Annotated in this window: 22 protein-coding genes; 10 read left to right on the top strand and 12 right to left on the bottom strand. The window is 71.7% G+C overall.

Annotated elements, in window-relative coordinates:
* The first annotated feature begins 745 nt into the window (after positions 1-745).
* The gene (mazG, locus tag BY998_RS14265; protein ID WP_110352277.1) at positions 746-1,588 is read left to right on the top strand and encodes a nucleoside triphosphate pyrophosphohydrolase; all 843 of its coding nucleotides are present in this window, start codon (positions 746-748) and stop codon (positions 1,586-1,588) included.
* A 3-nt stretch (positions 1,589-1,591) separates the two neighbouring features.
* On the opposite strand, the gene BY998_RS14260 is transcribed toward mazG, so the two are convergent.
* The 5 genes from BY998_RS14260 to rimO all read right to left on the bottom strand — a co-directional run bounded on the left by BY998_RS14260 (position 1,592) and on the right by rimO (position 4,860).
* On the bottom strand, positions 1,592-2,344 hold the full coding sequence (locus BY998_RS14260) for a class I SAM-dependent methyltransferase (RefSeq protein WP_110352276.1): 753 nt from the start codon (positions 2,342-2,344) through the stop codon (positions 1,592-1,594).
* A 131-nt stretch (positions 2,345-2,475) separates the two neighbouring features.
* Positions 2,476-2,664: a hypothetical protein gene (locus tag BY998_RS14255; RefSeq protein WP_110352275.1), complete on the bottom strand. Its 189-nt coding sequence runs from the start codon at positions 2,662-2,664 to the stop codon at positions 2,476-2,478.
* 157 nt (positions 2,665-2,821) lie between these two features.
* Positions 2,822-3,241, bottom strand: a complete 420-nt coding sequence (locus BY998_RS14250) for a DoxX family protein (RefSeq protein ID WP_110352274.1) — start codon at positions 3,239-3,241, stop codon at positions 2,822-2,824.
* Between the two features lie 11 nt (positions 3,242-3,252).
* Positions 3,253-3,438: a hypothetical protein gene (locus BY998_RS14245; RefSeq protein WP_110352273.1), complete on the bottom strand. Its 186-nt coding sequence runs from the start codon at positions 3,436-3,438 to the stop codon at positions 3,253-3,255.
* Positions 3,439-3,513: 75 nt separating this feature from the next.
* Positions 3,514-4,860, bottom strand: a complete 1,347-nt coding sequence (gene rimO, locus BY998_RS14240) for a 30S ribosomal protein S12 methylthiotransferase RimO (protein WP_110352272.1) — start codon at positions 4,858-4,860, stop codon at positions 3,514-3,516.
* Positions 4,861-5,558: 698 nt separating this feature from the next.
* Here rimO and pabB point away from each other — a divergent pair.
* From pabB to BY998_RS14225, 3 genes are read left to right on the top strand one after another with little or no spacing between them, the layout of a single operon-like run.
* On the top strand, positions 5,559-6,962 hold the full coding sequence (gene pabB / locus BY998_RS14235; RefSeq protein WP_110352271.1) for an aminodeoxychorismate synthase component I: 1,404 nt from the start codon (positions 5,559-5,561) through the stop codon (positions 6,960-6,962).
* Positions 6,959-7,588, top strand: coding sequence for an aminodeoxychorismate/anthranilate synthase component II (locus BY998_RS14230; RefSeq protein WP_110352270.1), 630 nt, complete (start codon positions 6,959-6,961; stop codon positions 7,586-7,588). Before pabB ends, BY998_RS14230 begins: the two co-directional genes overlap by 4 nt.
* Entirely contained in the window at positions 7,575-8,432 is an 858-nt protein-coding gene (locus BY998_RS14225) for an aminotransferase class IV (protein WP_110352269.1), read from the top strand. The genes BY998_RS14230 and BY998_RS14225 overlap by 14 nt, the downstream gene beginning before the upstream one ends.
* A gap of 53 nt (positions 8,433-8,485) precedes the next feature.
* Here BY998_RS14225 and pncA read toward each other — a convergent pair whose 3' ends face one another.
* The 4 genes from pncA to BY998_RS14205 form a co-directional block, all read right to left on the bottom strand.
* A complete protein-coding gene (gene pncA / locus BY998_RS14220) occupies positions 8,486-9,112 on the bottom strand; it encodes a bifunctional nicotinamidase/pyrazinamidase (RefSeq protein WP_110352268.1) in 627 nt (208 codons plus the stop codon).
* Positions 9,113-9,196: 84 nt separating this feature from the next.
* A complete protein-coding gene (locus BY998_RS14215; protein ID WP_110352267.1) occupies positions 9,197-10,171 on the bottom strand; it encodes a quinone oxidoreductase in 975 nt (324 codons plus the stop codon).
* A 102-nt stretch (positions 10,172-10,273) separates the two neighbouring features.
* Positions 10,274-10,498, bottom strand: a complete 225-nt coding sequence (locus BY998_RS14210; RefSeq protein WP_245421591.1) for a hypothetical protein — start codon at positions 10,496-10,498, stop codon at positions 10,274-10,276.
* Positions 10,498-10,704: a hypothetical protein gene (locus BY998_RS14205; protein ID WP_110352265.1), complete on the bottom strand. Its 207-nt coding sequence runs from the start codon at positions 10,702-10,704 to the stop codon at positions 10,498-10,500. The genes BY998_RS14210 and BY998_RS14205 overlap by 1 nt, the downstream gene beginning before the upstream one ends.
* Positions 10,705-11,040: 336 nt before the next feature.
* Between BY998_RS14205 and BY998_RS14200 the strand changes: the two genes are divergently transcribed.
* On the top strand, positions 11,041-12,282 hold the full coding sequence (locus BY998_RS14200; RefSeq protein WP_110352264.1) for a UbiH/UbiF family hydroxylase: 1,242 nt from the start codon (positions 11,041-11,043) through the stop codon (positions 12,280-12,282).
* A gap of 58 nt (positions 12,283-12,340) precedes the next feature.
* On the opposite strand, the gene BY998_RS14195 is transcribed toward BY998_RS14200, so the two are convergent.
* Positions 12,341-12,784 carry a DUF488 domain-containing protein gene (locus BY998_RS14195; RefSeq protein ID WP_110352263.1) on the bottom strand — a complete coding sequence of 148 codons (444 nt, stop codon included), beginning with the start codon at positions 12,782-12,784 and terminating at the stop codon, positions 12,341-12,343.
* Positions 12,785-12,982: 198 nt separating this feature from the next.
* Here BY998_RS14195 and BY998_RS14190 point away from each other — a divergent pair, with 198 nt between their 5' ends.
* The 4 genes from BY998_RS14190 (at position 12,983) to BY998_RS14175 (ending at position 18,418) form a co-directional block, all read left to right on the top strand.
* Positions 12,983-13,843: a GH25 family lysozyme gene (locus tag BY998_RS14190; protein WP_110352262.1), complete on the top strand. Its 861-nt coding sequence runs from the start codon at positions 12,983-12,985 to the stop codon at positions 13,841-13,843.
* A 306-nt stretch (positions 13,844-14,149) separates the two neighbouring features.
* Positions 14,150-14,911: a Crp/Fnr family transcriptional regulator gene (locus BY998_RS14185; RefSeq protein WP_110352261.1), complete on the top strand. Its 762-nt coding sequence runs from the start codon at positions 14,150-14,152 to the stop codon at positions 14,909-14,911.
* Positions 14,912-15,184: 273 nt separating this feature from the next.
* Positions 15,185-17,938, top strand: coding sequence for a PAS domain S-box protein (locus BY998_RS14180; RefSeq protein WP_110352260.1), 2,754 nt, complete (start codon positions 15,185-15,187; stop codon positions 17,936-17,938).
* Between the two features lie 63 nt (positions 17,939-18,001).
* Positions 18,002-18,418, top strand: coding sequence for a response regulator (locus tag BY998_RS14175; protein WP_110352259.1), 417 nt, complete (start codon positions 18,002-18,004; stop codon positions 18,416-18,418).
* A 146-nt stretch (positions 18,419-18,564) separates the two neighbouring features.
* Here the strand turns inward: BY998_RS14175 and BY998_RS14170 are convergent, their stop codons facing one another.
* On the bottom strand, positions 18,565-21,711 hold the full coding sequence (locus tag BY998_RS14170; RefSeq protein ID WP_110352258.1) for an efflux RND transporter permease subunit: 3,147 nt from the start codon (positions 21,709-21,711) through the stop codon (positions 18,565-18,567).
* A 155-nt stretch (positions 21,712-21,866) separates the two neighbouring features.
* On the opposite strand from BY998_RS14170, the gene BY998_RS14165 reads away from it, so the two are divergent.
* Positions 21,867-23,072, top strand: coding sequence for an efflux RND transporter periplasmic adaptor subunit (locus tag BY998_RS14165; protein ID WP_110352257.1), 1,206 nt, complete (start codon positions 21,867-21,869; stop codon positions 23,070-23,072).
* Positions 23,073-23,195: 123 nt separating this feature from the next.
* Here the strand turns inward: BY998_RS14165 and BY998_RS14160 are convergent, their stop codons facing one another.
* Positions 23,196-25,226, bottom strand: coding sequence for a nitrate- and nitrite sensing domain-containing protein (locus tag BY998_RS14160; RefSeq protein ID WP_110352256.1), 2,031 nt, complete (start codon positions 25,224-25,226; stop codon positions 23,196-23,198).
* Between the last annotated feature and the right edge of the window lies 1 nt (position 25,227).

The following is a 25,227-nucleotide window of genomic DNA, read 5'->3' as shown; positions in this document are numbered from 1 at the left end:
TCGCCGGTCTTTCCTCGATCCCGGAATGTTCGGGAGGACGGGCCGCCGCGGGGCGGCCTGCCCGGTCCCCGCGGAATCCCCTGGGGCGCCAACCGATCTGTCGCGATTCGGCTCCGCGGAGTCCTGAGGGCTTCCGGAGTTTTCCCGGGAATCCACGCTTCGCCGGGGCAGTCCTGCACAGGCACGTGGTGCGGCCCGCCGGTTCGGGCGCGGCGGGCGGGCCGGGCCGGGCCGGCACGCAGAATCCGATGCACGCGCGTCCCGCCCGGATCGGCCCGCGCAGAGTTCGATACGCCCCTCCCCCGCCGGATTGTCCCCACGATCCACCGCGGGACGCGGTTTTGCACGCTGAATCCGGTACGGGCCCGCGCAGAATCCGATGCGCGAGGCTCCCTCCCTTGCGCAGAATCCGATGCACCCGCACGCAGAGTCGAATGCGCGCCCACGCAGAGTCGAATGCGCGAACAGGTCTCAAGCTACGGAGCAAAAAGAGGATTTTCGGCCACCCTATAACTTGCCGAACTGACTCTCTGAGAATCCTTAACAGATAGCTTTCCTAAGGGATGTCGCGGTGCGTCCGCTAAAACGAACAGGCCTTGTTGGCTGCTTTTCAAAAGGAATGAAGGGAATTTTGCACAGGCTCACCCGCTTTTCCCCGCATCCACCGGGCTCTGCGCAAGGCGCGGTGGAGCGTCTATGAGCGGGAGGGTTCCGGAATGGGCGAGCGGGTGTGAGGCGGGGAGCGATGGACGAGGCACCGATCGACAGGCTGCTGACGCTGATGGCGCGGTTGCGCGATCCGGAGCGGGGCTGCGCCTGGGACGTGCGGCAGACGCACGACAGCATCGTCCCCTACACGATCGAGGAGGCCTACGAGGTCGCCGACGCGGTCGAGCGCGGGGACCCGGAGGATCTGCGCGACGAACTCGGCGACCTGCTGCTCCAGGTCGTGTTCCAGGCCCGGATCGCGGAAGAGGCCGGCGCCTTCCGCTTCGATGACGTGGCGGAGGCGATCCGCGCCAAGCTGATCCGGCGCCACCCGCACGTGTTCGACGCTTCCGGCGCGTTCCTGCCCCCCGAGCGGCGCCCGACCGATCCCGAGGCGATTCAGGCGGCCTGGGACATCATCAAGGGGCAGGAACGGGCGCGGAAGGCCGCGGAGGGCCGGGAGTCCGGCAAGGCGGAGGCGGCGGGCCCGCTGGCGGGGGTGTCCCGCGCCCTCCCCGCTCTGGCCCGGGCCGACCGCATCTCGAAGCGCGCCGCCGCCGTCGGCTTCGACTGGCCGGATGCCGCCCAGGTGCTGGCCAAGGTGCGCGAGGAGACCGACGAGGTCGAGGAGAGCCTCGGGGCGGGCGCGCCGGAGGCGGTGTTCGAGGAGATCGGCGACCTGCTGTTCTCGGTGGCCAACCTCGCCCGGCACGCGGGCGTCGATCCGGAAGAGGCCCTGCGCCGGGGCACCGCCAAGTTCGAGCGCCGCTTCACCGCCATGGCCGCCCGCCTCGCGGACGGGGGGCAGGCGCTGGACGCCGCCGCCCTCCCCGCCATGGAGGCGGCGTGGCAGGCGGTGAAGCGCGACGAGAAGGGCTGAGAGCTACGGGGCCCGGCCGACGCGCAGGGCGAGCGGCCAGCGCACCGGCTTGGCCGCCTCGGGATCGCCCCAGACCCCGGTCAGGGCCGCGCGGAACGCCTCGACCGGAGCGCGGCCGACGGCCCGCTCGGCGGCCCGGACTGCCGACCAGGTCTCGACGTAGCCGATCAGCTCCGCCAGCCTCCAGGCCACCGCGATGGCGAGCCGGGGCGCCTCCAGCGCCGCGAAGGGAAACGGCAGGGCGCGGTAGCCGTCCTCGACGTGCCGGCGCTCGGCCGGCCAGTAGGGAGCGAGCGTGCCGTGGTGGAACTGCCCGAGCACCGCGTCGGCGGCCGCATCCTCGATCCGCGGCACGCCGTAGCTGATCAGGGCGACCACGGCCCGCGGGCGGGCGACGCGGCGGGTCTCGGCGTAGAAGGCGTCGAGGTCGAACCAATGGGCGGCCTGCGCCGCGGTGATCAGATCGACGCTTGCCCCCGGCAGGCCGCTGCGCTCGGCCGGGGCGACGCGGTAGGCGATGCCGGGATGCGGGGTCGCGCCGCCGATCTGCGCGGCGCTGGCATCGGTGGCGACCACCCCCGCGAAGCGCTCGGCCAGGGTGAGGGAGAACTGGCCGCTGCCGCAGCCCACATCGAGGGCAAGGTCGCGGGCCGGGGCGGCGTCGGCGAGGAAGTCGGCCAGGGCTTGCGGGTAGCGCGGCCGGTGGGCGGCGTAGCCCGCGGCAGCGGTCGAGAAGTGGTCCTTGAAGGCCGGCATCGGGGCCAGCCTAGAGCGCATCCCTGCGAAGGGGAAACAGGTTCGTCGAAGGATGCGCGTCACGACGAGGATCGGGAGGCACCGACCCGATGCGTCCAAGTCGACGGCGCTCGCAGGATCGGGGGCGCCGCTCACCCCTCCGCGCGGGGCTTCCCCTTCCCTGCCTTGGCACCGGGCGGCCTGGCACCGGGCGGCTTCGGCGTCAGGCGCTCGACGACCCGCTCCAGGGCGCGCTCGACCGCCGCCTGCTCGGGACGCGTCTCCGCCTCGTCCGCCGCGCGGGGGGGTCGGGTCGGGCTCGGATCACGACGCTTCGGCATGGACCGAGCCTAGACAGGTTCGTCGGCCCAGGACTACCGGATGCGACAAATCCAGCTCGATCGAGGGTCGTTGTCCTCAGCGAAAACACATTCTTATTCTTACGAGATGCTTAACACGCGACTGGTGCACGGCCCCGCTTCGACTGAATTAAGTCCCTCAGACTTGCCCGCCGCCGCTCCTTCGTGCGGCTTTGAAGGGCCAGTCGACGACGTGCACGGCGTAGAGCGCCCACCACACCATGACCGGCTGCAGGGCGAGGCGGGGCCCGTGATACCACCACGTGTCGGGGATCGGCGGGACCGGGATGCCCTCGACCGCCTGCTTGATGTTGGCCGGGACCACGCAGACCGCGTAGAGCGCCAGCATGATCCCGGCGAGGCGCCGTAGCCGCGGCACGAACAGCGCCAGCGCCCCCGCGATCTCGCAGAGACCCGTGGCGATCACCACGAGGCGCGGCTGCGGCACCCAATCCGGCATGATCGGCAGGAAGCGGTCGGTGGCGGCGAGATGGACGACGCCGATGACGCCGTAGAGGCCGATCAGGCCGAAGCGCAGCCAGCGCCGGTCGTCGCTCATCTTGAGAAAGCTCAGGCGGAGCGGTCGTCCTCGGCCTGCCGCTTGTCCTCGCCCGAAGCCGTGTTGCCCCGCGCGGCCTCCTCGGCCTCGGTGCCGGCGCGCTCCATCGGCCCCGGTTGCGACTTCAACTGGCCCGTCACCGGGTCCTTGGGCGAGACCGCCGCCTCGTTGCTCTGGTCGCGCTGCTCGTTCGCCATCCATCCCTCGCCCGCTCGGTGATCGTGACGGGGCAACGTGCCGTGCGCCGGAGGGTTCGCTTTCGGCGCCCTCCCCTACACGGCGATGCCGTGCAGGTCGTAGGCGTCGGCCCGCTCGATCTTCACGGTGACGATGTCGCCGGGCCGCAGCGGGCGACGCGAGGCGACGTGGACGCTGCCGTCGATCTCCGGCGCGTCGGCCTTGGAGCGGCCGCGGGCGCCGCTCGGGCCCGCCTCGTCGATGATCACAGACAAGCGCTTGCCCACCTTCGCGCGCTGCAAGCGCAGCGAAACGTGGCTCTGTGCCTCCATGAAGCGGCGCTTGCGCTCGGCCTTCACCTCCGGCGGCACCAGCAGGCCGAGATCGTTGGCGGGGGCGCCCTTCACCGGCTCGTACTCGAAGCAGCCGACGCGCTCCAGCCGCGCCTCGCGGATCCAGTCGAGCAGTTCCTCGAACTCGGCGTCGGTCTCGCCGGGGAAGCCGACGATGAAGGTCGAGCGGATGGCGAGATCCGGGCAGATCTCGCGCCAGCGCCGGATGCGGTCGAGTTGGCGTTCCTGGTTGCCGGGCCGGCGCATGCGCTTGAGCACCGAGGGGCTGGCGTGCTGGAGCGGCATGTCGAGATAGGGAAGGATCTTGCCCTCGGCCATCAGCGGGATGACCTCGTCGACATGCGGGTAGGGGTAGACGTAGTGCAGCCGCACCCAGGCCCCGAGCTCGCCGAGTTCGTTCGCCAGATCGTAGAAGCGCGCGCGCACCTCCCGGTCCCGCCACGGGCTCGTGGCGTAGCGGGTGTCGACGCCGTAGGCCGAGGTGTCCTGCGAGACGACGAGCAGTTCCTTCACGCCGGCCTTCACCAGCTTTTCCGCCTCGCGCAGCACGTCGCCCGCCGGGCGGCTGACGAGATCGCCGCGCAGGGACGGGATGATGCAGAAGGTGCAGCGGTTGTTGCAGCCCTCGGAAATCTTCAGATAGGCGTAGTGGCGCGGGGTGAGCTTGACGCCCTGAGGCGGGATCAGGTCGAGGAAGGGGTCGTGGGCGGGCGGCACCGCCTCGTGCACGGCGGCGACCACCGATTCGTAGGCCTGGGGGCCGGTGACGGCGAGCAGGTTCGGATACTTCTCGCGGATTTCCTCCGGCTGCGCGCCCATGCAGCCGGTCACGATCACCCGGCCGTTCTCGGCCATGGCCTCGCCGATCGCGGCGAGCGACTCGGCCTTGGCCGAATCGAGGAAGCCGCAGGTGTTGACGATGACCACGTCCGCCCCGTCGTGGCGGCGGCTCAGCTCGTAGCCCTCCGCGCGCAGATGGGTGAGGATGCGCTCGGAATCGACGAGCGCCTTGGGGCAGCCCAGCGACACGAAGGAGATCCGCGGCGCGGCGGCGCCCTTGGTGTCCGAGGGGGAGGCGGTTGCGGTCATGACGGCCCGTTGGGGGCGGCGCTTCCGGATCGGAGGCCCGCGCGTCCTGCATCGATGGCGGTGGATGGGCCGATATAACCGCATCGTGGCGCGGTTGCGAGCGTGGCCGCAAAACGGGAACGATCGGAAACGGATGGAGCGCGACCGCACCCGGATCGGCCTGCGCAACCGGCACCCGAGCCGGACGGCGCCGGAGCCGTGCCGTGCCGCGCCCTGCCCTTCGCGCTGGGCTGGGGTGGGCTTAGCCTGGCCGGACTTGGGACGCCGGCGCTCCGCGCACGAGTCCCGAGGCCGCGCCGCGGCCCGGGCGCTCTGCGGAGAGCGACGCGATCTTCCCGCCGAGCAAGGGCGCCGGTCCGCCCGCCGACGCGGTCGCCGCCGCCGGGCGGCGCGGTCGCGTTCTTCGTGGGCTGGTTCATGGAGGGCGGCAATTCCGGCGGCGTGTTCGGGCCCGACTTCCTGGCCCGGCTCGACGCGCTCGGCGTCGCCCCGTCGCTCGACATCGATGCCGTGTCAGAGGCGTGAGGATCGTCAGGAAAATTGTTTCGATGCAATGATCTGCTCGCGTATCCTGAACCGGTCTCTCAAGGCTCGGCCGGTTGCCGCGCATACCTCTCCCGCAGGTCCGGAAGGCGGGGGCGATTGACGGGAGCGCGCCGGGCGCCCTTGGGTAGACCCGAACGAGCGCCGCACGAGGCATGACGGCCGAGCCCATGGTCTGGACCCGCGAGATTCCCTACACCGACCCGGTCGCGGCCGCCGCGCGGCTCGCCCGGCTGCCCGGACTCGCCTTCCTCGACAGCGCCATGCAGCACGACACGCTGGGCCGCGTCTCGGTGCTGGCCGCCGACCCGTTCGGGCGGTTCCGGTATCGCGACGGCCGCGCCACGCTGGACGGACGCGAGATCCCCGGCCCCCCGCTCGCCGCCCTGCGGGCCTGCCTCGCGCCCTACCGCCTCGCGCCGCGGGCCGACCTGCCGGCCTTTCCCGGGGCGGCGATCGGCTACTTCGCCTACGATCTCGGCGCGAGCCTGGAGCGGGTCGCCGCCCCGGCCCGCCGGGCGGGGCTCACCGACGACTGTGCCTTCAACCTCTACGACACGTTGCTCGCCGTGGATCACGGGCGTCGGACCTGCCTCCTGATCGCCACGGGCTTTCCGGAGACCGACCCGGCCGCGCGGGAGCGGCGGGCCGGGGAGCGGCTCGAGCGCTTCGCGGCGCTGCTGGCCGAAGAACCCGAACCGGCGCCCGCCTGGGTCGGAGTGCCGCTCGCATGGCGCTCGAACTTTTCGCGCGAAGCCTATGAGATCGCTGTCGAAAGGGTTCGTGATTACATCCGTGCCGGCGACATCTATCAGGCCAACATCGCCCAGCGTTTCGCCGCCGACCTGCCGCCCGGCTTCGACCCCTTCGCGTTCTATCGCCGGCTGCGCGCCACCAACCCGGCAACCTTCGGCGCCTATCTCGACTTCGACGGTCTTGCCGTCGCCTCCTCCTCGCCCGAGCGTTTCCTGAAGCTGGAGGGCCGGGCGGTCGAGACGCGGCCGATCAAGGGCACGGTGCGCCGCGATCCCGATCCGGCCCGCGACGCCGCGGTCGCCGCCGCGCTCCAGGCCAACCCCAAGGAGCGGGCCGAGAACATCATGATCGTGGACCTGCTGCGCAACGACCTCTCGCGGGTCTGCGAGCCGGGCAGCGTGCGGGTGCCCGTCCTGTGCGGGGTGGAATCCTATGCCGGCATCCACCATCTCGTCTCGGTGGTGACCGGCACGCTCCGGGAGGGCGCGGACGCCCTCGACCTCATCCAAAGGACCTTTCCCGGCGGGTCGATCACCGGGGCGCCGAAGCTCAGGGCCATGGACATCATCACCGAGATCGAGGGCGACGCGCGCGAGCTCTATTGCGGGGCGATCGGCGCGCTCGGCTTCGACGGATCGCTCGACACCTCGATCGCGATCCGCACCGTGTTCATGGACGGAGCCCGGGCCGTGCTCCAGGCCGGCGGGGGCGTGACGCTGCTCTCCGAGCCCGGCCCCGAATACGAGGAGACGCTAACCAAGGCGGCGCGCGTCTTCGCGGCCTTCGGGGAGGAGGCGCCATGATCCTCGTCGTCGACAACTACGATTCCTTCGTCTTCAACGTGGTGCGCTACTTCGAGGAGCTCGGCGAACGGGTCGAGGTCGTGCGCAACGACGCGCTGGACGTCGCCGGCATCCGCGCGCTGAAGCCCGAGGCGGTGGTGATCTCCCCCGGCCCCTGCACGCCGCAGGAGGCGGGCGTCAGCCTGCCCGCGATCCGCGAACTCTCGGGCGAGGTGCCGATCCTCGGGGTCTGCCTCGGGCATCAGGCGATCGGCGCGGCCTTCGGCGGCCGGGTCGAGCGGGCAGGCCGCCCGCTCCACGGCCACGCCACGCCGATCCGCCACGAGGGCGCCGGGCTGTTCTCGGGGTTGCCGCAGCCGATGCAGGTCGGGCGCTACCACTCGCTGATCGTGGCGCCGACGCCGGAGATGGAGCGGCAGCTCGCGGTCGATGCCGTCTCGGCGGAAGGCGAGGTGATGGCGCTCTCCCACCGTGCGCATCCGACCTGGGGCATCCAGTTCCACCCGGAATCGGTGCTGACCGAGAACGGCCACGCCCTGTTCGCCAACTTCCTCAAGGGCGCCCGCGCGTGGCGGGCGGATCGCGACCCGGCGCGCACGAGAAGGCCCGCCGATGCTGTGGTCTGACGGGCGGCTGGTCGAAGGCGGCACCCTGCCCTTCGCCATGGGCGACCGCGGCCTGCTGCTCGGCGACGGGGTGTTCGACACGGCGCTCGCGCTCCAGGGCCGGGTCGCCTTCGAGGCGGCCCATGTCGACCGCCTCGCCGCCGCCGCGGCGGCGCTCGGCTTCCCCGTGGACCGGGCGCGCATCGTCGAGGCGATGCAGGCGCTCGCGGGCGCGGTCCCGCTCGCGGCGATCCGCACCACGCTCACCCGCGGCCCCGGCCCCCGCGGGCTGGCCCCGCCGACGGAGCCGACGCCCTTCCTGTTCGGCAGCGTCGCGCCCGCGCGGGCCGGGCTGTTCTTCGCGCCCCTGCGGCTCACCCTCACGCCGATCGCCCGCAACGAGACCTCGCCGGCCGCGCGCCTCAAGACGCTGGGCTATCTCGACGCGGTGCTCGCCGCCCGGGCGGCGCAGGCGCAGGGCTTCGACGAGGCGCTGTTCCTCAACACCAAGGGCGGCGTGGCCTGCGCCGGCACCGGCAATGTCTTCGCCGTCTTCCCGGACGCGATCGTGACCCCACCCTCCGAGGAGGGCGTGCTGCCGGGCATCGTTCGTGCCGAGATTCTGACGAAGATCGCGCCCGCGCTCGGCTTGGCGGTCACGGAGCGCCCTCTCCCGCCCTCCGAGCTGGAGGCCGCGGAGGCCTTGTTCGTGACGAACTCCCTGCGCCTGCTCGCGCCCGTGACGGCGCTCGGCGCCCGGGCCTACGACAGCGCCGGGCACGCAACCGTTCGCAGGCTCTGCGCGGCCCTGCGGGCGGCGGTGGTGGAGTCGTGCGGGGTCGAGCCGGAGGCGCTCGACCCGTGATCCCTCATTCCTGAAGCCACCTCAGGATGAGGACGTCGGTGGGATGAAGGCCGTCAGGCAAGCGCCGCGCTGTCGATGCGACCGACGCCCGCGCGCTCCATCGCGTCCCAGGCCCGCGCCAGCGAGCCGTCGAGATCGATCCCCCGCACGGCATCCTCGACCACGACGACCTCGAGCCCGGCCTCACGGGCGTCGAGGGCGCTCCAGAGCACACAGAAATCGGTGGCGAGGCCGGCCAGAAACAGGCGGGTCAGGCCGCGCTCGGCGAGGTAGCCGGCGAGCCCCGTGCGGGTCCGCCCGTCGGCCTCGAGGAAGGCCGAGTAGCTGTCGATGCCGGGATGGTAGCCCTTGCGGATCACCAGTTCGGCCCGGTCCGTCTCCAAGCCCTCGGCCAGCGCGGCGCCGTGCGTGCCCTGCACGCAATGCTCCGGCCAGAGCACCTGCTCGCCGTAGTGCAGCAGCGTCGTCTCGTAGGGAGACTTGTCCGCGTGGCTCGCGTGGAAGGAGGCGTGGCCGGACGGGTGCCAATCCTGGGTGAGGATGACGTGGGGCAGGCGCGCCGCCAGCCGGTTGATCGGCGCGATCACCGCATCGCCTTCCGGCACGGCCAGCGCCCCGCCGGGCAGAAAATCGTTCTGCACGTCGATGACGAGCAGAACGTCGTGTTCGGTCAGCTTCATCGCGAGGTCCGAGGGTTCCGAGGGATCCAGTCCCCCGGCGGGTCCGGGCGGAGCCCGGGATCCTTTGGTCCTAGGATACGAGGATCACGGCGTCATCACCGTCGCGCCCGTCGTCTGCCGTCCGGCGAGGTCGCGATGGACCTGGGCCGCGTCGGCGAGTTTGGCCCGGGCGTGGACCGGGATCTTCACCGCGCCGCTCGCCACGACCTCGAACAGCTCGGCGGCGTTGGCGTCGAGGCTTTCGCGGGTGGCGATGTGGGTGAAGAGGGTCGGGCGTGTGGCGTAGAGCGAGCCCTTGGCGGCGAGGATGCCGATGTCGAAGGCCTCGATCGCCCCCGAGGACGAGCCGAAGCTCGCGAAGATGCCGAAGGGCGAGAGGCAGTCGAGGGAGGCGGGGAAAGTCGCCTTGCCGACGCCGTCATAGACCACCGGCACGCCCTTCCCGCCCGTGATCTCGCGCACGCGGGCGGCAAAGTCCTCGTCGCGGTAGAGGATGACGTGGTCGCAGCCGTGTTCGCGCGCCAGTTCCGCCTTCTCCTCCGAACCCACGGTGCCGATCACGGTGGCGCCGAGATGCTTGGCCCATTGCGTGGCGATGAGCCCGACGCCGCCGGCGGCGGCGTGGAACAGGATCGTGTCGCCGGGCTGGACCCGGTAGGTCCGGCGCAGCAGGTACTGCGCGGTCAGCCCTTTCAGCATCATCGCCGCGGCGGTCTCGTCGGAGATCGCATCGGGCACGTGGACGACGCCCTTGGTGTCCACCACCACTTCCTCGGCATAGGTGCCGGTGGCGCCGGCATAGGCCACGCGCTCGCCGAGGCGGAAATCGGTCACGCCCTCGCCCAGGGCATCGACCACGCCCGCACCCTCCTTGCCGAGGGTGAAGGGGAGCGAGGGAGCCTTGTAGGCGCCCGAGCGGAAGTAGATGTCGATGAAGTTGACGCCGATGGCGGTCTGCCGGACGCGGATCTGCCCCGGACCGGGCTGGGGCGAGGGCACGTCCTCGTAGACCATCGCCTCCGGCCCGCCATAGGCGTGCACCCGGATTGCCTTCGGCATCGCATCCTCCTCGTCATTCCCGAACAGGACGCGAGATATCGGCCCGGCGAGCACAGGCAAGGGGTCGGACGCCGCTCTCCGACGAATGCGTGACTGCGCGCGCTATCCTTCGCGCACGGCGAGCTGCATGCCGGTGCCGGACAGGCAGCGGCGGATGCGGGCGTCGAGCTCCGGCGTCAGCGCCCGAACGTGGACATGCAGGGTGCCGGTATCCTCGGGATGCATGACGAGCCGGTAGTCCAGGCCCTCATCCTCCATCTGGCGCAGCAGGTTGCTGCTGGCCGTCGTCATCGCCGTGATGTGCTGCTCGATCAGCTCCGGCCGCATCACCCGCGCTCGCCCTCCCCGCCGGCCTCGTCGTCCAGGCCCTGCGCCGGGTGCGGGTGCTCGCTGCCGTCCTGCGGATTGCGCGTGTGCTCGACGGGCGGAAACAGCCGGGCGAGGCCCTGGGCGACGCCCGAAAGAACGGGATCGAAGGACGAGTCGAAGCGCGCCGGTTCGGCTTCGGGCCGCGTGGTGATGAAGGTTTTCATGAGATGAGACGCCCCCCCGGACGCCAATGGACGATGTGAATCTTGGAACCCCGCGACGAGACCGCGCAGCCCCCAACATAGGTTGCCAATGCCGGAGGATCGATTTGGTTTCACGTCAGATTGCCCGGGATCTCACCTTTCAGAGCGAACGCTCGGCGCCATCACCCTGATTTCCCCGCCGGCTTCGAGGCGATGTCGCACGCCTGCGCGGGCTCGGGCTCCGAGCGAACCGCCCGCCCGCCCTCTCGGTCGCACTTGACCCCGCCGCGCTCCCGCCTCTGTAGGAACGGCGGAGCCCCGCATCCTCTCGGCGGCGGCCCGAAGGAGCTTCCCGCCGTGACGGTCCCGGTGCCGACATCCCCCCCGCGCGCGCATCCCGCCGGCCCGCCGCCCCGCTTCGAGGTGGCGGTGGTGGGAGCGGGCGCGGCCGGGCTCGCCGCGGCCCTGGCGCTCGCCCGCGACGGCGTGGAGACCGCCCTCGTCGGGCGCCACGCGCCGGTCGCGGACGGGCGCACCGTGGCCCTGCTCGACGGCTCGGTGCGTTTCCTGCGGGTGCTCGGCGCCTGGGACGAGATCGCGCCGCACGCCGCCCCGCTGGCCGAACTCCAGATCGTCGACGACACCGGCAGCCTGTTTCGTCCGCCGCCCGCTCGCTTCTCGGCCTCCGAGATCGGGCTCGACGCCTTCGGCTGGAACGTCGAGAGCGCCCGCCTCGTCGAGACCCTGCGCCGGCAGGCCCGCACCACGCCGGGCCTGACGCTGTTCGAGGCGGATTCGGCCGGGATGCACCGGGCGGACGGGGCCGCCGCGCTGGCGCTGGAGGACGGGCGCAGCCTGGAGGCGCGGCTTGTCGTCGGCGCCGATGGCGGGCGCTCGCCCCTGCGGACGGCCGCATCCCTGCGAACCCGCGAATGGTCCTACCCGCAGGCGGCGCTCACCACCCTGCTCGCCCATGATCGGCCGCACCGGGACATCTCCACCGAGTTCCACACCCGCAACGGACCCTTCACCCTGGTCCCCCTGCCCGGCGGCCACCGCTCCAGCCTCGTCTGGGTGACCGCCGAGCGGGCGGCCAAGCGCCTCTCGGACCTCGACGACGCGGCCCTGGCCGCGGCGGTGGAGCATCAGGCCCGCTCGATGCTGGGGGCCATGCGGATCGACGGTCCCCGCGGGCTCGTGCCGATGCGCGGCCTCTCGGTGGCGAATCCGGTGGCCGAGCGCCTCGCCCTGATCGGCGAGGCCGCCCACGTCTTCCCGCCGATCGGGGCGCAGGGGCTGAATCTCGGCCTGCGCGACGCCGCCGCCCTGCGGGACGCGGTCTTCTCCGCCCGCGAGGCGAACCGGGATCCGGGAGCCCCGGCCTCGCTGGCAGGGTTCGCCCGGACGCGAAGCATGGATGCGCGCCTGCGGGGCACGGCGGTCGACTGGCTCAACCGCTCGCTGCTCACGGGTCTGCTGCCGGTCGATGCCCTGCGGGGCCTCGGCCTCGTGGCGCTCGGCGCCATCCCGCCCCTGCGGCGCTTCGTCATGCGCGAGGGCGTGCAGCCGCGGCTGGGCGCGCCGCAGCTCATGCGCTGATTCCTTGGACTTTTCGCTGGGCCCGCCCGGTGAGCGGACGGCCAAGATCCGGAGATTCCTACAAAAAATCGCCGTAGAGATCGACGGTCGTGAAGCCGCGCGGGCTCAGGCGCTCCGCCAGAACCCGGCGGTGGCAGCGGGCGGGATCGCGCTCGAAGCAGAGCAGGCAGATCGGCTGGCGCGCGGCCAGCTCGGCCAGGGCGAGCCCGCCATCGGCGGTGTCGAGCACCTCCTCGCAATAGATCCGCCGCATCAGCCCGGCATCGTGGGCGCGGGCCGCCTCGCGGCCGGATTTCGGCGTGCCGAGGCTTCGAAAGTGCTCGTAGCCGAGGCCGGCTTCGGCCAGCCCCGCCTTGAGCGCGCCCTTGGAGAAGCCGCGCTTGCGCGAATTGGCCACCGCCCGCACATCGGCGAGGACGGTGACGCCGGCCTCCTTAAGCGCGCCGTGCAGACGGTCCGGGGACAGGCCTTCGTAGCCGATGGTGAACAGAGTCTTGCTCATGGCCGTCCCGGACGAAACATCAGGTTTTCCAGTCTCTTGAAGCCGGGCCGCACGGCCGCCGGACGCCGCGGCGGTCGCTCATGTGCCTGTGGCGCAACGCCTTCCGGAATTCTGCCGCAATGCCAGCAAAGCTCTGTTAACCCCGCAACAGGCATCGAATACCCATTGAAGTCGCACGCGAGAAGTGGCGGGCCATCGATGTCGCAGGACACCGGGATTTCCTCGAACCCCGCACAAACCCCCTCGGCGCGCCGCGCCTGGCTGAAGCGCGGGCTCGCCGCGCTGCTCGTATCCGGGCTCGCGGCCTGCGCCTCGCAGAACGACTTCTATCCCACCAAGGGCGACGTGAAGCCCCATCCCGGCGTGGCACGGGCCAAGAGCCACCCGATCCAGGGCATCGACATCTCGAAGTGGCAGGGGCCGATCAACTGGGCCTCGGTCAAGTCTGCGGGCACGCAGTTCGCCTTCATCAAGGCGACGGAGGGCGGCGACCACGTGGACGAGCGCTTCCGCGAGAACTGGGACGGGGCGGGCCGGGCCGGGGTGCCGCGGGGCGCCTACCACTTCGTGTTCTGGTGCCGCTCGGCCGAGGACCAGATGGCCTGGTTCAAGCGCAACGTGCCGAACGATCCGACCGCCCTCCCCCCGGTGCTCGACGTGGAGTGGAACGGCCATTCGGCCAAGTGCCCGAAGAAGCTGCCCAAGGCTCAGGCGCTGTCGATGATCCGCTACATGCTGGATGAGATGGAGGCCTATACCGGCAAGCGGCCGATCATCTATACGGACATCACCTTCCATAAGGACGTGCTGGAAGACGAGCTGCCCGACTACCCTCACTGGGTCCGCTCCACCGCGGCCGAGCCCGAGCAGCGCTACGCCAACCGCAAGTGGATGCTCTGGCAGTTCACCTCGACCGGGCGCGTGCCCGGCGTGCGCGGCGACGTCGACCGCAACGCCTTCTACGGCAGCCCGACCGAGTGGGCCTCGTTCCTGGCCACCGATTGCGATCCGCGCGAGCACCGGCGCCTGTCCGGCCAGGGTCTCTGCACCGGCAAGTAGGACCGGCAAACCGGCGCCGGCAGGACGGCCTTGCGAAGCGTCCGGTCGCGGACGGTTCGCGCTGCGATGGTGCCGATGAAGCGGACGTTTCGCGAGCGGCACCAAGGCTCAACCGGATTCTGCCAAGTCAAGCGTAACTTATGTTGCCTTGCTTTTTCGGCCTAGCTTCGTAAAGGCGGGAGCGAGACGCGCAGCTGATCCGAATTTTTTCGTATCCCGCCTTGCTAGTGTCTACTTGTGGACAGACGGGCGCGGGAGCTTTGCGATAGGGACCGCACCTCCGACACGACGGATCTTGAGCCTTACATGCCTTCGGCCCTTGAGCGCTGCTTCGAAGGCAATCTGCTCCTGAACTGCCTGAATCCCGAGGACCGCCGCCGCCTTCTGCCCGATCTGGAGCGGATCGAGTACAAGCGCGGCGAGACGCTGTTCGCCGCCGGTCGCGAGGTGGACTTCATCAGCTTCCCCCTCGATCAGACCGTGGTCACCCTGGTGATCTCGATGATCGATGGGCGCAGCGCCGAGACCGCCACGATCGGCCGCGAGGGCGCGGTGGGGGGCGTGGTCAGCAACGGCGGCCTGCCCGCCTCGACCCACGCCCTGATCCAGATCGGCGGCCCAGTCCTGCGGATGGATTCGGCGCGCCTTCAGGAGGCCAAGCGCCAGTCCGAGTCCCTGCGCAACCTGTTCACGCGCTACTCCGACTGCCTGCTCGCGCAGGTGCTGCAATCGGTCGCCTGCAACGCCCTGCACCCGATCGAGGAGCGCTGCCTGCGCTGGCTGCTGACCCTGCAGGACCGGCTCGACAGCAACGTGCTGCCGATCACCCAGGAATCCCTGGCCGCGATGCTCGGCGTGCAGCGCACCTATCTCACCCGCATCCTGCGGATGCTCCAGCAGCAGGGCCTGATCGAGGTCGGGCGCGGACGCATCACCATCCTCAACCGTCCGGTGATCGAGGAGGTCGCCTGCGAGTGCCATGCCAGCGTCCGGCGCCATTTCGAGACCGTGCTCGGCGCGATCTACGGTCCGAACGGGCGCCTCGTCGCGATCGAGCCGCCCGGTTAAGCCCGTGTCCGCGCTCCCCGAGACCGGCCGACGCTCCCGTTTCGACGTGCCCCGGCGCGCGACGGCGTCTTTCCCTTCCGCCACGCGCGCTTTAGGCATTCTCTCGTCACGGCCGTTCCAGCAGGCGTTTCGCGTGCCCCACGAAACTCCCCCCGCTCCGGGAGTCCTCACGCCGGCACCGATGGCGGGATCGGCCGCTCCTGCGCGCCGTCCCGTTCGGACGAGGTCCGCGCCGCGCGCCCGTTCGGGCAACGCGCCCGGCTGCATCCGCCGATGAGCCGGCAGCCCGACGATCCCTTCGCGGACGGGGCGGCCCGGCGTCTGGTCGCCCTGGCCGGCTACGGCATCCTCGACACGCCTTCCGAGGAGGCCTTCGACGATGCCGTGGCGCTGGCCTGTCAGCTCTGCGAGGCGCCGACCGCCCTCGTCAGCCTCGTGACCGGCGACCGGCAATGGTTCAAGGCACGGATCGGCTTCGCGCCCGGCGAGACCGGGCTCGACCGATCGATCTGCATGCACACGCTGATCAAGGGCGGCATCCTCGTCATCCCCGATCTGACCGCCGATCCCCGCACCCGCGCCAACCCGCTGGTGACGGGCGAGCCGGGATTGCGGTTCTATGCCGGCGCGCCGCTCACGACCCCGGAGGGCGTGGCGATCGGCGCCCTGTGCGTGATCGACGCCAAGCCCCGGCCGGAGGGTCTGAGCCCCGCCCAGGCCAGGGGGCTCGCGGCCCTGGCCCGCATGGTGATGACGCAGCTCGAGCTGCGCCGGGGCAGCCTGAGCCGGCGGGCGGAGACCGCGGCCCTGGCCGAGAGCGAATTGCGCCTGCGGCTCGCCGTCGAGGCGGGCGGCATCGGCATCTTCGATTACGATCTCGTGGCCGGTACCCTCAGCTGGGACGCACGCACCCGCGCCCTGTTCGGGATCGGTGCGGACGAGGCCGTGAGCTACGAGGGCACCTTCCTGGCCCGCCTCCACCCGGAGGACCGCGCGGACGCGCACGCCGCGGTACAGGCGGCGCTCGACCCCGCCGGCCCCGGCCTGTTCGACTGCGTCTACCGCACCTGCGCGCCCGACGGCGGGGCGATCGCCTGGGTGGCCGCCCGCGGCGCCCTCGTCACCGAGGGCGGGCGGGCGCTGCGCTTCGTCGGCACGGTGCGCGACGTCAGCGCCGAGCGGACGGCCCAGGCCGCGGTCGCCGCCACGCAGGAGCGCTACCGCCTCGTCACCCGCGCCACCAACGACGCGATCTGGGACTGGGACCTCCTGGCCGACCACGTGCTGTGGAACGAGGCCCTGCACGTCGCCTATGGCTGGGCGCCGGAGGCGGTCGAGCCGACCGGCGGCTGGTGGCTCGATCACATCCACCCGGAGGATCGGGAGAGGGTGGAGGCCGATATCCGCCGCGTCATCAGCGGGGGCGGGCAGGATTGGAGCCACGAGTACCGCTTCCGGCGCGCCGACGGCTCCTACGCCGAGGTGCTCGACCGCGGCTCCATGGTGCGCGGGGCCGACGGCGCGCCGCTGCGCATGATCGGCGCCATGCTGGACCTGACCGAGCGCAACCGCGTCGCCGCCCAGCTCCGGGCGGTGGTCGAGGGCGCCAATGTCGGCATCGTCCAGATCGATCCGCGCAGCATGGTCGCGGTGGAGGTCAACGCCAAGCTCTGCGCGATCTGGGGCGCGCCGGAGAGCGCGATCGTCGGGCATTCCATCGCCAAGTGGACGCCGGAGGAGGACGCGGCGGAGCGCGACCGGCTGCACCGCCGGATCGCTGCCGGCGAGATCGTGCGCGAGACGCTTGAGAAGCGCTACCGCCGGGGGGATGGCAGCCTGATCTGGTGCCGGGTCAACCTCGTGTCGCAGATCCGCGGCGACACGATCCTGGCCACGGCGATGATCGAGGACATCAGCGAGGAGAAGCGGGTCGAGGCGCGCCAGAGGGCGCTGATCGAACTCGGCGACCGGCTGCGCGAGGCCGCCGCCCCCGCCGAGATCTCGCAGATCGCCGCCGGAATCCTGGGGCGCACCCTCGGCTGCGCCCGCGCGGGCTACGCGGCGGTCGACGCGGGCGCGGAGCGCCTCGTGATCGAGCGCGACTGGTCGCACGGAACCTCGAGCCTCGCGGGCAGCCATCCCCTGGCGCTGTTCGCGGCCACGGTCGCGCGGCTGCGGCGCGGCACGGTCCTCGCCGTCGCGGATCTTTCCGCCGACCCCGACCTTGCGGCCGACGCGCCGACCTACACGGCCATCGCCGCCCGGTCCGGGATCACGGTGCCGCTGCTGCGCCGGGGCGAGCTGGTCGGCCTCGTCTACGTTCATGCCGCGGGAGTCCGGGCCTGGAGCCGGGGCGAGATCGACTTCGTCCGCGAGGTGGCCGGGCGGGCCTCGGCGGCACTCGCCCGGCTTCAGGCGGAGGAGCAGCAGCGCTTCCTCAACCGCGAGCTGAGCCACCGCCTCAAGAACACCCTGACCATGGCCCAGGCCATCGCCTCGCAGACCCTGCGCAACGTCACCGACGTCGCCACGGTCAAGGAGGCGCTGGTGGCCCGGCTCGTGGCCCTGGGCAAGGCGCACGACATCCTGCTCTCCGGGGAGGGCGAGGGCGCCGGACTCGAGGCGGTGGTGGCGGGCGCGCTCGCGATCCACGACGACGGCGAGCCTGGCCGCATCGCGCTGTCGGGGCCGCCGATCGAGGTGGGACCGAAGGCGGCGCTGTCGCTGGCGCTGATGATCCACGAACTCGCGACCAACGCCGCCAAGTACGGCGCTTTCTCGGTGCCCGGCGGCCGGGTCCGGGTGGTGTGGTCGGTCGTGCCGGGCGGGGAGCCGCTTCTGGCGATGACCTGGACGGAGAGCGGCGGGCCGCCGGTCGCGATCCCCACGCGCCGGGGCTTCGGCTCGCGCCTGATCGAGCGCGGGCTCTCGGGGGCGGTCGGCGGCGAGACGCACACGACCTACGCGCCGGAGGGCGTGATCTGCCGCATCCTGGCGCCGCTGCCGGGGCTCCTCGAAAAAGAGTGAGGTTTCGAGGGCAACGAACCCGCGTTTCGCCGCTTGAAGGGGGGAACCCGGCCGAGGAACCCCATGGATCAACCCGCTCCCCCCGCCCCGCGCAGCGATGTGCGGCCCGATGGGACGAACGACCCGCGCGTTCTGGCCCTGGTCGTCGAGAGCGAGGCGGTCCTGCGCATCGCGACGGCGGACCTTCTGGCGGAGGCGGGCTTCGAGGTGCTCGAGGCCTGGAGCGCGCCGACGGCGACCCGACAGATCGAGCTTCACACCGGTCTGCGCCTCGCGATCGTCGACGCCGACCTCGCGGGTCCGCAGGGACGGTTCGTCCTGGCCCAGGAGATCGCGGCGCGCCGGCCGGACCTGTCCCTGATCGTGCTCTCGGCCGGCCTCTCGCCCGAGCCCGGTGACCTGCCCGAGCAGGCCCGCTTCGCGCAAAAGCCCCTCTCGGCCGCCCTCGCCCGGGAGGCCTGGGAGCGGATCGCGCGCTGAAGGCAGCCTCCGCCGTCATCGCGAGCGATCAGCGAGGCGATGCGGCCGCGTAACCTTTCCGAAGCGGCCGGGCTCTCGATCGCTTCGGCTTCGCTCCGCGAGGCCCGAGCAGGTGCTTCGACGGCCTCGTTTACCGCCGGCAACCCTCACGCGGCCGGCTGCGCCCGTCCCTCCCCGCTCGCGGCCGCATCCTCGCGCCCCGCCTCGCCCCGCAGCCGCTCGGCGGCGACGTAGAAGACGGGGGTGACGAACAGCGTCAGGATGGTGGCCACCAGCAATCCGCCGATCACCACCGTGCCCATGGAGAGGCGCGCATTCGCCCCTGCCCCGCTGGCGATGGCGAGCGGCACCGAGCCCAGGATGAAGGCGAAGGAGGTCATCAGGATCGGGCGCATGCGCAGCCGCGTGGCGTGCTGGGCCGCCTCCAGCGCGCCCTCGCCCCGCGCGCGCAGCTCCTCGGCGAAGGAGACGAGCAGGATCGAGTTCTTGGCCGCCAGCCCCACCAGCAGCAGCAGGCCGATCTGCCCGAACACGTCGAGCGGCATGCCCCGCAGGGCCAGGAAGCCGACCGCGCCGAAGATCGCCAGCGGCGTGGCGAGCAGGATCACCAGCGGCAGGCGCACGGACTCGTACTGCCCGGCCAGGAAGCAGAAGATCATGAACACGCCGAGCCCGAAGATGATCGGCGCGAAGTTGCCGGCGATCTTCTCCTGGTAGGCGACCTCGGTCCACTCGATGGAGTTGTTGGTCGGCAACGCGCCCGCCAACTCCTCGACCGCCGCGATCACCGTGCCGGAGCTGGAGCCCGGCTCGACCGTCACCGCCACCTCGATGGCCGGGTAGGTGTTGTAGGACAGGACCGCCGTCGGCCCCGTGGTGAACTTGGCCTGAACCAGGGAGCCGAGGCGCACCGGCTCCCCTTGCGCGTTGATGACGGTCAGCGCCTCCAGATCCTGAAACAGCCGCCGCCCGGAGGGGTCGCTCTGGACGTAGACCTGGTAGACGAAGCCGAAGCGGTTGAAGAGGTTGACGAAGCTCGACCCGACATAGGTGCCGAGCGCCTCGAACAGCCGGGCGAGCGGCACGCCGAGCTGCTCGGCCTTGGCCCGGTCGATGTCGAGGCGGATCTGCGGCACGCCCCAGTCGGTGGTCGGCGTCGCCGTGGCCACGCCGGGCAGCGCCTTGATCCGCTCGATGAAGTCGCTGGCCGTCTTCGCCAGCCCGATCCCGCCGTTGCCGGAGCGGTCCTGGATCTCCAGGGTCAGGCCGCCGCGCGAGCCCAGGCCCGGCAGGGGCGAGGGGTTCGCGATGCGCACCTGCCCGTCGGGATCGTGCCGGAAGCGCTCTTCCATGTCCCGGATCAGGTCGTCGACCGTGGTCTTGCGCTCGTCCCAGGGCTTCATGACGGGGATGTTGAAGCCGTAGAACGGGGCCACCGTGTCGGCGAGGAAGGAGCGCCCGCTGACCCCGATGGTGTGATCCACGTCGTCGCGGGCACGCAGAACCTCGCCGAAGCGGGCGTTCATGGCCTCCGTGCGCTGCACCGAGGCGCCCAGCGGCATCGCCACCTCGGCGTAGAGGTAGCCCTGGTCCTCCTCCGGCACGAAGCCGGTGGGGCGCTGCATCAGCAGCAGGAATGTGGCTCCGGCAAACAGCACGAAGACGGCGAGGGTCAGCACGACGTGGCGGGCGAGCCACCCGATCGAGCCGGCGACGAAGTTGGCCGAGCGCTCCAGCGCGGTGTTGAACCAGTCGAGGGGCTTGCGCCACCAGCGCTTCTTCCGCTGCCCGTGCGGCCTCAGGAGCAGGCCGCACAGGGCCGGCGTCAGGGTCAGCGAGACGATGGCCGAGATCATCACCGAGATGGCGATGGTGAGCGCGAACTGGTTGTAGAGCTGGCCCGTGAGACCGGGGATGAAGGCCACCGGCACGAACAGGGCGGCGAGCACCAGCGTCGTGGCGATGACGGGACCGCCGATCTCGTTGACCGCCTCGCGGGAGGCGGGCTTGGGCTCCATCCCCTCTTCCATCAGCCGCTCGGTGTTCTCCACGACGATGATCGCGTCGTCCACCACGAGGCCGACCGCGAGCACGAGGCCGAGCAGGCTCAGGGTGTTGAAGGAGAAGCCCAGGAGCGCCATCGGCCCGAAGGTGCCGATCAGGGCGATCGGCACCGCGATGGTCGGAATCAGGGTGGCGCGCCAGTTCTGCAGGAAGAGGTAGGTGACGACCGTGACGATGAGGATCGCCTCGACCAGGGTGCGCACCACCTCGTAGATCGCCTCCTTCACGAACTCGGTGGAATCGAGGGCGATGGAGTAGTGCAGGCCGGGGGGGAAGCGCTTGGCGAGGTCCGCCATGGTCTCGCGCGTCCCGTTCATCACCTCGACGGCGTTGGCGTCCGGGTTCTGGAAGATGCCGAGCGTAGCCGAGGGCTTGCCGTCGAAGTTCGAGGTGACGCCGTACTGCTCCGAGCCCAGCTCCACCCGGCCCACGTCGGAGACGCGCACCACCGAGCCGTCGGCATTGGCCCGCAGGACGATGTTGCCGAACTCCTCCGGCTTCGTCAGCCGGCCCTTGGTGACGAGCTGCAGCTCGAAGGGCGTCGCCCGGTCCATCGGCAGCTTGCCGAGCGAGCCCGTCGTCACCTGCGCGTTCTGCGCCTGGATCGCCTGGAGCACCGCCTCGGTCGGCAGCGACAGGGCCTCCATCTTGGCCGGATCGAGCCAGACGCGCATGGCGTAGCGCATGTTGGAGAAGTTCAGGATGCGGCCCATGCCGGTGACCCGGCGCAGCGGCTTGATGACCTGGGTCTCGGCGTAGTTGGCCAGGAACAGCTCGTCGAAGCCGGTGCTCTCGTCGGCGTAGAGCACGACGTTCCCGAGCCGCTGGCGCGAGGATTTCTGGATCTCCAGCCCTTGCGCGCGCACCGCCTCGGGCAGCTTCGCCTCGGCCCGGCTCGCGCGGGTGAGCACCTCGGCGGCGGCGGCGTCGAGGTTCGAGCCGACATCGAAGGTGGCGTCGATCGAGACGCTGCCGTCGGTCGAGCTCGTCGATTGAATGTAGATGAGGCTGGGCGCCCCGTTGATCTCCTGCTCCAGCGGGATCGCGATCGACTCGTAGGCCTGCTGGGCGGAGGCGCCGGGATAGGTCGCCTGGATGTTGATGATGGGCGGCGCGATCTCGGGATATTGCGCCACCGGCAGGGTCACCCCGGCGACGATGCCGATCGTCGTGATGACGATCGAGATCACGGCGGCCAGGATCGGCCGGTCGACGAATGCGGCGAACATTCGGTGGGCCGACTCCACGATGCGAGGGTGCCGCGCGAGGATGCCGCGAAGACCCGCATGCAACGTCTCGCGCCCGAGCGTGTTCCCTGTCGGGCTGACGTGCCCGAACGAGACCGGGCCTCGGGCGCCCGGCCAGCCCCCGGAGAGCGGATATCGTGCGGCCAGGCGTCGGCTTCGTCATCACCGGCCTCGTCGTCGGGGCTCTCGGGATCGCCGGAGGCGCGTGGTGGGGGATGGGCCACCCGATCCCCGGCTTCCTTGCCCATCACCTCAAGGTGTCGAGCCGCGCCGCCTCCAAGGACCGCGCGGCGCCCCGCCTCACGGTGCGGGCGGTGCGCGCGAGCCGCCAGGACGTGCCGGTCGCCTTCGAATATACCGGCACGATCATCTCGCCCCGCGACGCCGAGCTGCAGACGCGGGTGACCGGCTTCGTGGTGGAGCGCCCGTTCGAGCCCGGCGGCCACGTGAAGAAGGGGCAGGTGCTGTTCCGCATCGACCCCCGCCCCTTCGAGGTCGCCCTGAAATCGGCCGAGGCCCTGCGCGACCAGGCCAAGGCCACCCTCGACTTCGCCCAGGCGGAGGTGAACCGCACCGAGCAGCTCGCCGACAAGGGCTTCGCCACCGAGCAGCGCGCCCAGCAGAACCAGTCGAACCTCGCCACGGCCAATGCCAAGCTCAACGAGGCGGAGGCCGCCATCGCCCGGGAGCGGCTGAACCTCGATTACGCGGTGATCCGCGCGCCCTTCGACGGGCGCTCCTCCCTGTCGCTGGCCAATATCGGCGACATGGTGATCGAGAACCAGACCAAGCTCGTCTCGGTGGTGCAGGTGAACCCGATCGACGTGCAGATGGCGCTCTCCTCCGAGGACGCGGAAGCCGTGCGGGTGGCGCAGGCCGAGGGGCGTGTGAAGGTCCAGCTCCTTGATGTCCAGCGCGAGCCCGTGCGCGAGGCCACGATCTACCGGCTCGACAACCGTTTCGACCCCCGCACCGGCCGCCGCCTGATCCAGGCCTTCCTCGACAACGCGGACGAGCGCTACCTGCCCGGGCGCTTCGTGCGCGCCCGGATCGAGGTGGGCCGGCAGGAGCGCCTGCTGGTTCCGACGGTCGCGCTCTCGGCCCAGCTCGACCAGCAGGTGGTTTGGACGGTGGACGAGGCCGGCACCGTCCACATGACGGCGATCGAGGTCGGCGACGTCTACGGCGACAACACCGCCGTGCTCAAAGGCCTCAAGCCCGACACGCTGGTGGTGACCGACCATCTCCAGAGCATGCGCCAGAACCTCAAGGTCGAGCCGCGCATCGCCGAGGAGGTCAACGTCGTGCAGAACACCCCCGCCCAGGGCGAAGCGCGGCACTGATCCCGGGATGCCAAAGGGATCATCCCTTTGGCGGGGCGCCGGGGTTGAAACCCCGGCATCCCTTCAGCCCGGGCTCCGCCCTGGATCCTATGAGAAGGGCTTGGCCCTTTCGAAACCCTCGACTCAGGCCGCCCGCACCTGGGCGAGGAAGCCGCCGACCTCCGTGCGCAGGGCTGCCGCCTGGCGGGCGAGGTCGCTTGCCGCCCCGAGCACCTGGCTCGAGCCGCTGCTCGCGTCGTCGGCGGTGCGGGCCACCCCCGCCACGTCGTCCGAGGCGCGCCGGGTTCCCGCCGAGGTCTCGGCGGTGGTGCGGGCGATCTCGGCGGTGGCCGCGCCCTGTTCCTCGACCGCGGCGGCGATGTCGTTCGAGATGCGCGACAGGTCGCGGATCGTGCGGGCGATGCCGGTGATGCCCGAGACCGAAGCGCCGGTGGCGGCCTCGATCTCCGCCATGCGCCCCGCGATCTCCTCGGTGGCCCGGGCGGTCTGGGCGGCGAGGCCCTTCACCTCCGCCGCGACCACCGCGAAGCCCCGTCCCGCTTCGCCCGCGCGCGCCGCCTCGATCGTGGCGTTGAGCGCCAGGAGATTGGTCTGCCCGGCGATCTCCGAGATCAGCCCGACGATCCGGCCGATGCTGTCCGCGGCTTCCGCGAGGCGCGCGACCTCCCCTGCCGTGCGCCCGGCCTCTTCCTCGGCGGCGCCGGCCGCCTGGGCCGAGGCGCCGACCTGTGCGGAGATCTCGCGGATCGAGGCCGACAGCTCCTCGGTGGCGGCGGCGATGCCGTCGGAGGAGCGCGCCGCCTGGGCCGAAGCCTCGGCCGCCGAGGCGCTCAAGGCGGAGGTTTCGCCGGCCGCCGCGCTCATCCCCCGGGCGGCGGCCTCCAGCTGCAGCGCGGCCGCCGAGACCGCCGCGACGATGCCGCCGACCCGCGCCTCGAAGCCGTCGGCCACCGCCATCATCGCCGCGTGGCGGCGGGTGCTCTCCTCCTCGGCGCCGCGCTCCTGCGCCGCGCGGATGCGGGCGCGCTCGGCCACGCTGTCGCGGAAGGCGACCGCCGCCGCGGCGATGGCGCGCAGCTCGCTCGGCCCCTTCACCGGGATCTCGACCTCGGTTTCGCCGCGCCCGATCGCGGTCAGCGCCCGCGCCATCCGGCTCAAGGGGCGGGCGATGGCCGAGCCGAGGCCGAAGGCGAGGGCGACCGAGAGCAGCAGGGTGGCGAGCGCCGCCCCGGCCCAGAGCGCGACGGCGCGCTCGGCTTGCGCCCGGGCCGCGGCCGCGTCCCGCGCCAGGGCGGCCGTCAGCCGGTCCTCGATGCCCTTCAGCCCGTCGATGCGCTGCGTGGCGAGCCGGAACCAGCCCTTGGCGTCGGAGAAGGCGGGCACTTGGCCCGGCGCGGTCTCGAGGGCGAGCGCACGGATGCGCGCGACCTCACGGGCGGCCTCCGCGGCGTTGGCGCTCTCCAGCGCCGCGACGTCCCCGGCCGGGCTCGCGGCCCGGAACAGCCCCTCGAAGGTCGCCTGATCCGCCGCGAGCCCGGCGAGGCGCCGCAGGCCGGCCAGATCGATCGGGCCCGCGGCGAACAGGGCCGAGGCCGCCGCCCGCTCCTGGCCGGCGAATTCTTTGAGTGAGAGGAAGGCGGACAGGGCGGAGACCCGGGCGCCGAGGGCAGGGTCGGCGGAGACCTGCGCCACCGCGCGCACGGCGCCGAGCGCCTCGGCGATGACGCCGGAATAGAGGGCGAGGTTGGCGGGCACCGAGGCCTCCAGCCGATCGACCGCGCCGCGGTGCCGGTCGATCTCCGCGAGCCGCGCGCGCAGGGCCGTCGCCTTGGCGGAGCTCTCCCCGGCGGCATCGAGCCCGGCGAGGAGGGCCGTCCGCGCGGCGTCGGTCAGCCCGCGCTGCGCGGCGAGTTCCGTGGCGAACTGGCTTCCCTTCGAACCGAGATAGAGGCTCGAGGCCCCGCGCTCCTTCTGCGCCTCGTGCACGAAGGCGCCGATCCGCACCGACAGGCCGACTCCTTCCTCGGTCCGGGCCATGGCACGGCCCTGCCCCGCCCGCTCCGCGACCGCCACGCCCGCCGCGGCACCGAAGGCGAGGCAGGGGATCAGCGCCACCGTGACGATGCGGGCGCGCAGGGATGAGGGCAGTTTCATG

It is taken from the genome of Methylobacterium sp. B4 (assembly GCF_003201865.1).
Lineage (GTDB): Bacteria > Pseudomonadota > Alphaproteobacteria > Rhizobiales > Beijerinckiaceae > Methylobacterium.
The sequence above is the reverse complement of the archived record's forward strand: the minus strand, read 5'-3'. Positions and strand labels throughout refer to the sequence as shown.

Bases quoted from the DNA above. Each gene is read 5' to 3' on its own strand.
- mazG (WP_110352277.1), top strand. From the start codon at position 746: ATGGACGAGGCACCGATCGACAGGCTGCTGACGCTGATGGCGCGGTTG.
- BY998_RS14260 (WP_110352276.1), bottom strand. From the start codon at position 2,344: ATGCCGGCCTTCAAGGACCACTTCTCGACCGCTGCCGCGGGCTACGCC.
- BY998_RS14255 (WP_110352275.1), bottom strand. From the start codon at position 2,664: ATGCCGAAGCGTCGTGATCCGAGCCCGACCCGACCCCCCCGCGCGGCG.
- BY998_RS14250 (WP_110352274.1), bottom strand. From the start codon at position 3,241: ATGAGCGACGACCGGCGCTGGCTGCGCTTCGGCCTGATCGGCCTCTAC.
- BY998_RS14245 (WP_110352273.1), bottom strand. From the start codon at position 3,438: ATGGCGAACGAGCAGCGCGACCAGAGCAACGAGGCGGCGGTCTCGCCC.
- rimO (WP_110352272.1), bottom strand. From the start codon at position 4,860: ATGACCGCAACCGCCTCCCCCTCGGACACCAAGGGCGCCGCCGCGCCG.
- pabB (WP_110352271.1), top strand. From the start codon at position 5,559: ATGACGGCCGAGCCCATGGTCTGGACCCGCGAGATTCCCTACACCGAC.
- BY998_RS14230 (WP_110352270.1), top strand. From the start codon at position 6,959: ATGATCCTCGTCGTCGACAACTACGATTCCTTCGTCTTCAACGTGGTG.
- BY998_RS14225 (WP_110352269.1), top strand. From the start codon at position 7,575: ATGCTGTGGTCTGACGGGCGGCTGGTCGAAGGCGGCACCCTGCCCTTC.
- pncA (WP_110352268.1), bottom strand. From the start codon at position 9,112: ATGAAGCTGACCGAACACGACGTTCTGCTCGTCATCGACGTGCAGAAC.
- BY998_RS14215 (WP_110352267.1), bottom strand. From the start codon at position 10,171: ATGCCGAAGGCAATCCGGGTGCACGCCTATGGCGGGCCGGAGGCGATG.
- BY998_RS14210 (WP_245421591.1), bottom strand. From the start codon at position 10,498: ATGCGGCCGGAGCTGATCGAGCAGCACATCACGGCGATGACGACGGCC.
- BY998_RS14205 (WP_110352265.1), bottom strand. From the start codon at position 10,704: ATGAAAACCTTCATCACCACGCGGCCCGAAGCCGAACCGGCGCGCTTC.
- BY998_RS14195 (WP_110352263.1), bottom strand. From the start codon at position 12,784: ATGAGCAAGACTCTGTTCACCATCGGCTACGAAGGCCTGTCCCCGGAC.
- BY998_RS14190 (WP_110352262.1), top strand. From the start codon at position 12,983: ATGTCGCAGGACACCGGGATTTCCTCGAACCCCGCACAAACCCCCTCG.
- BY998_RS14185 (WP_110352261.1), top strand. From the start codon at position 14,150: ATGCCTTCGGCCCTTGAGCGCTGCTTCGAAGGCAATCTGCTCCTGAAC.
- BY998_RS14180 (WP_110352260.1), top strand. From the start codon at position 15,185: ATGAGCCGGCAGCCCGACGATCCCTTCGCGGACGGGGCGGCCCGGCGT.
- BY998_RS14175 (WP_110352259.1), top strand. From the start codon at position 18,002: ATGGATCAACCCGCTCCCCCCGCCCCGCGCAGCGATGTGCGGCCCGAT.
- BY998_RS14170 (WP_110352258.1), bottom strand. From the start codon at position 21,711: ATGTTCGCCGCATTCGTCGACCGGCCGATCCTGGCCGCCGTGATCTCG.
- BY998_RS14160 (WP_110352256.1), bottom strand. From the start codon at position 25,226: ATGAAACTGCCCTCATCCCTGCGCGCCCGCATCGTCACGGTGGCGCTG.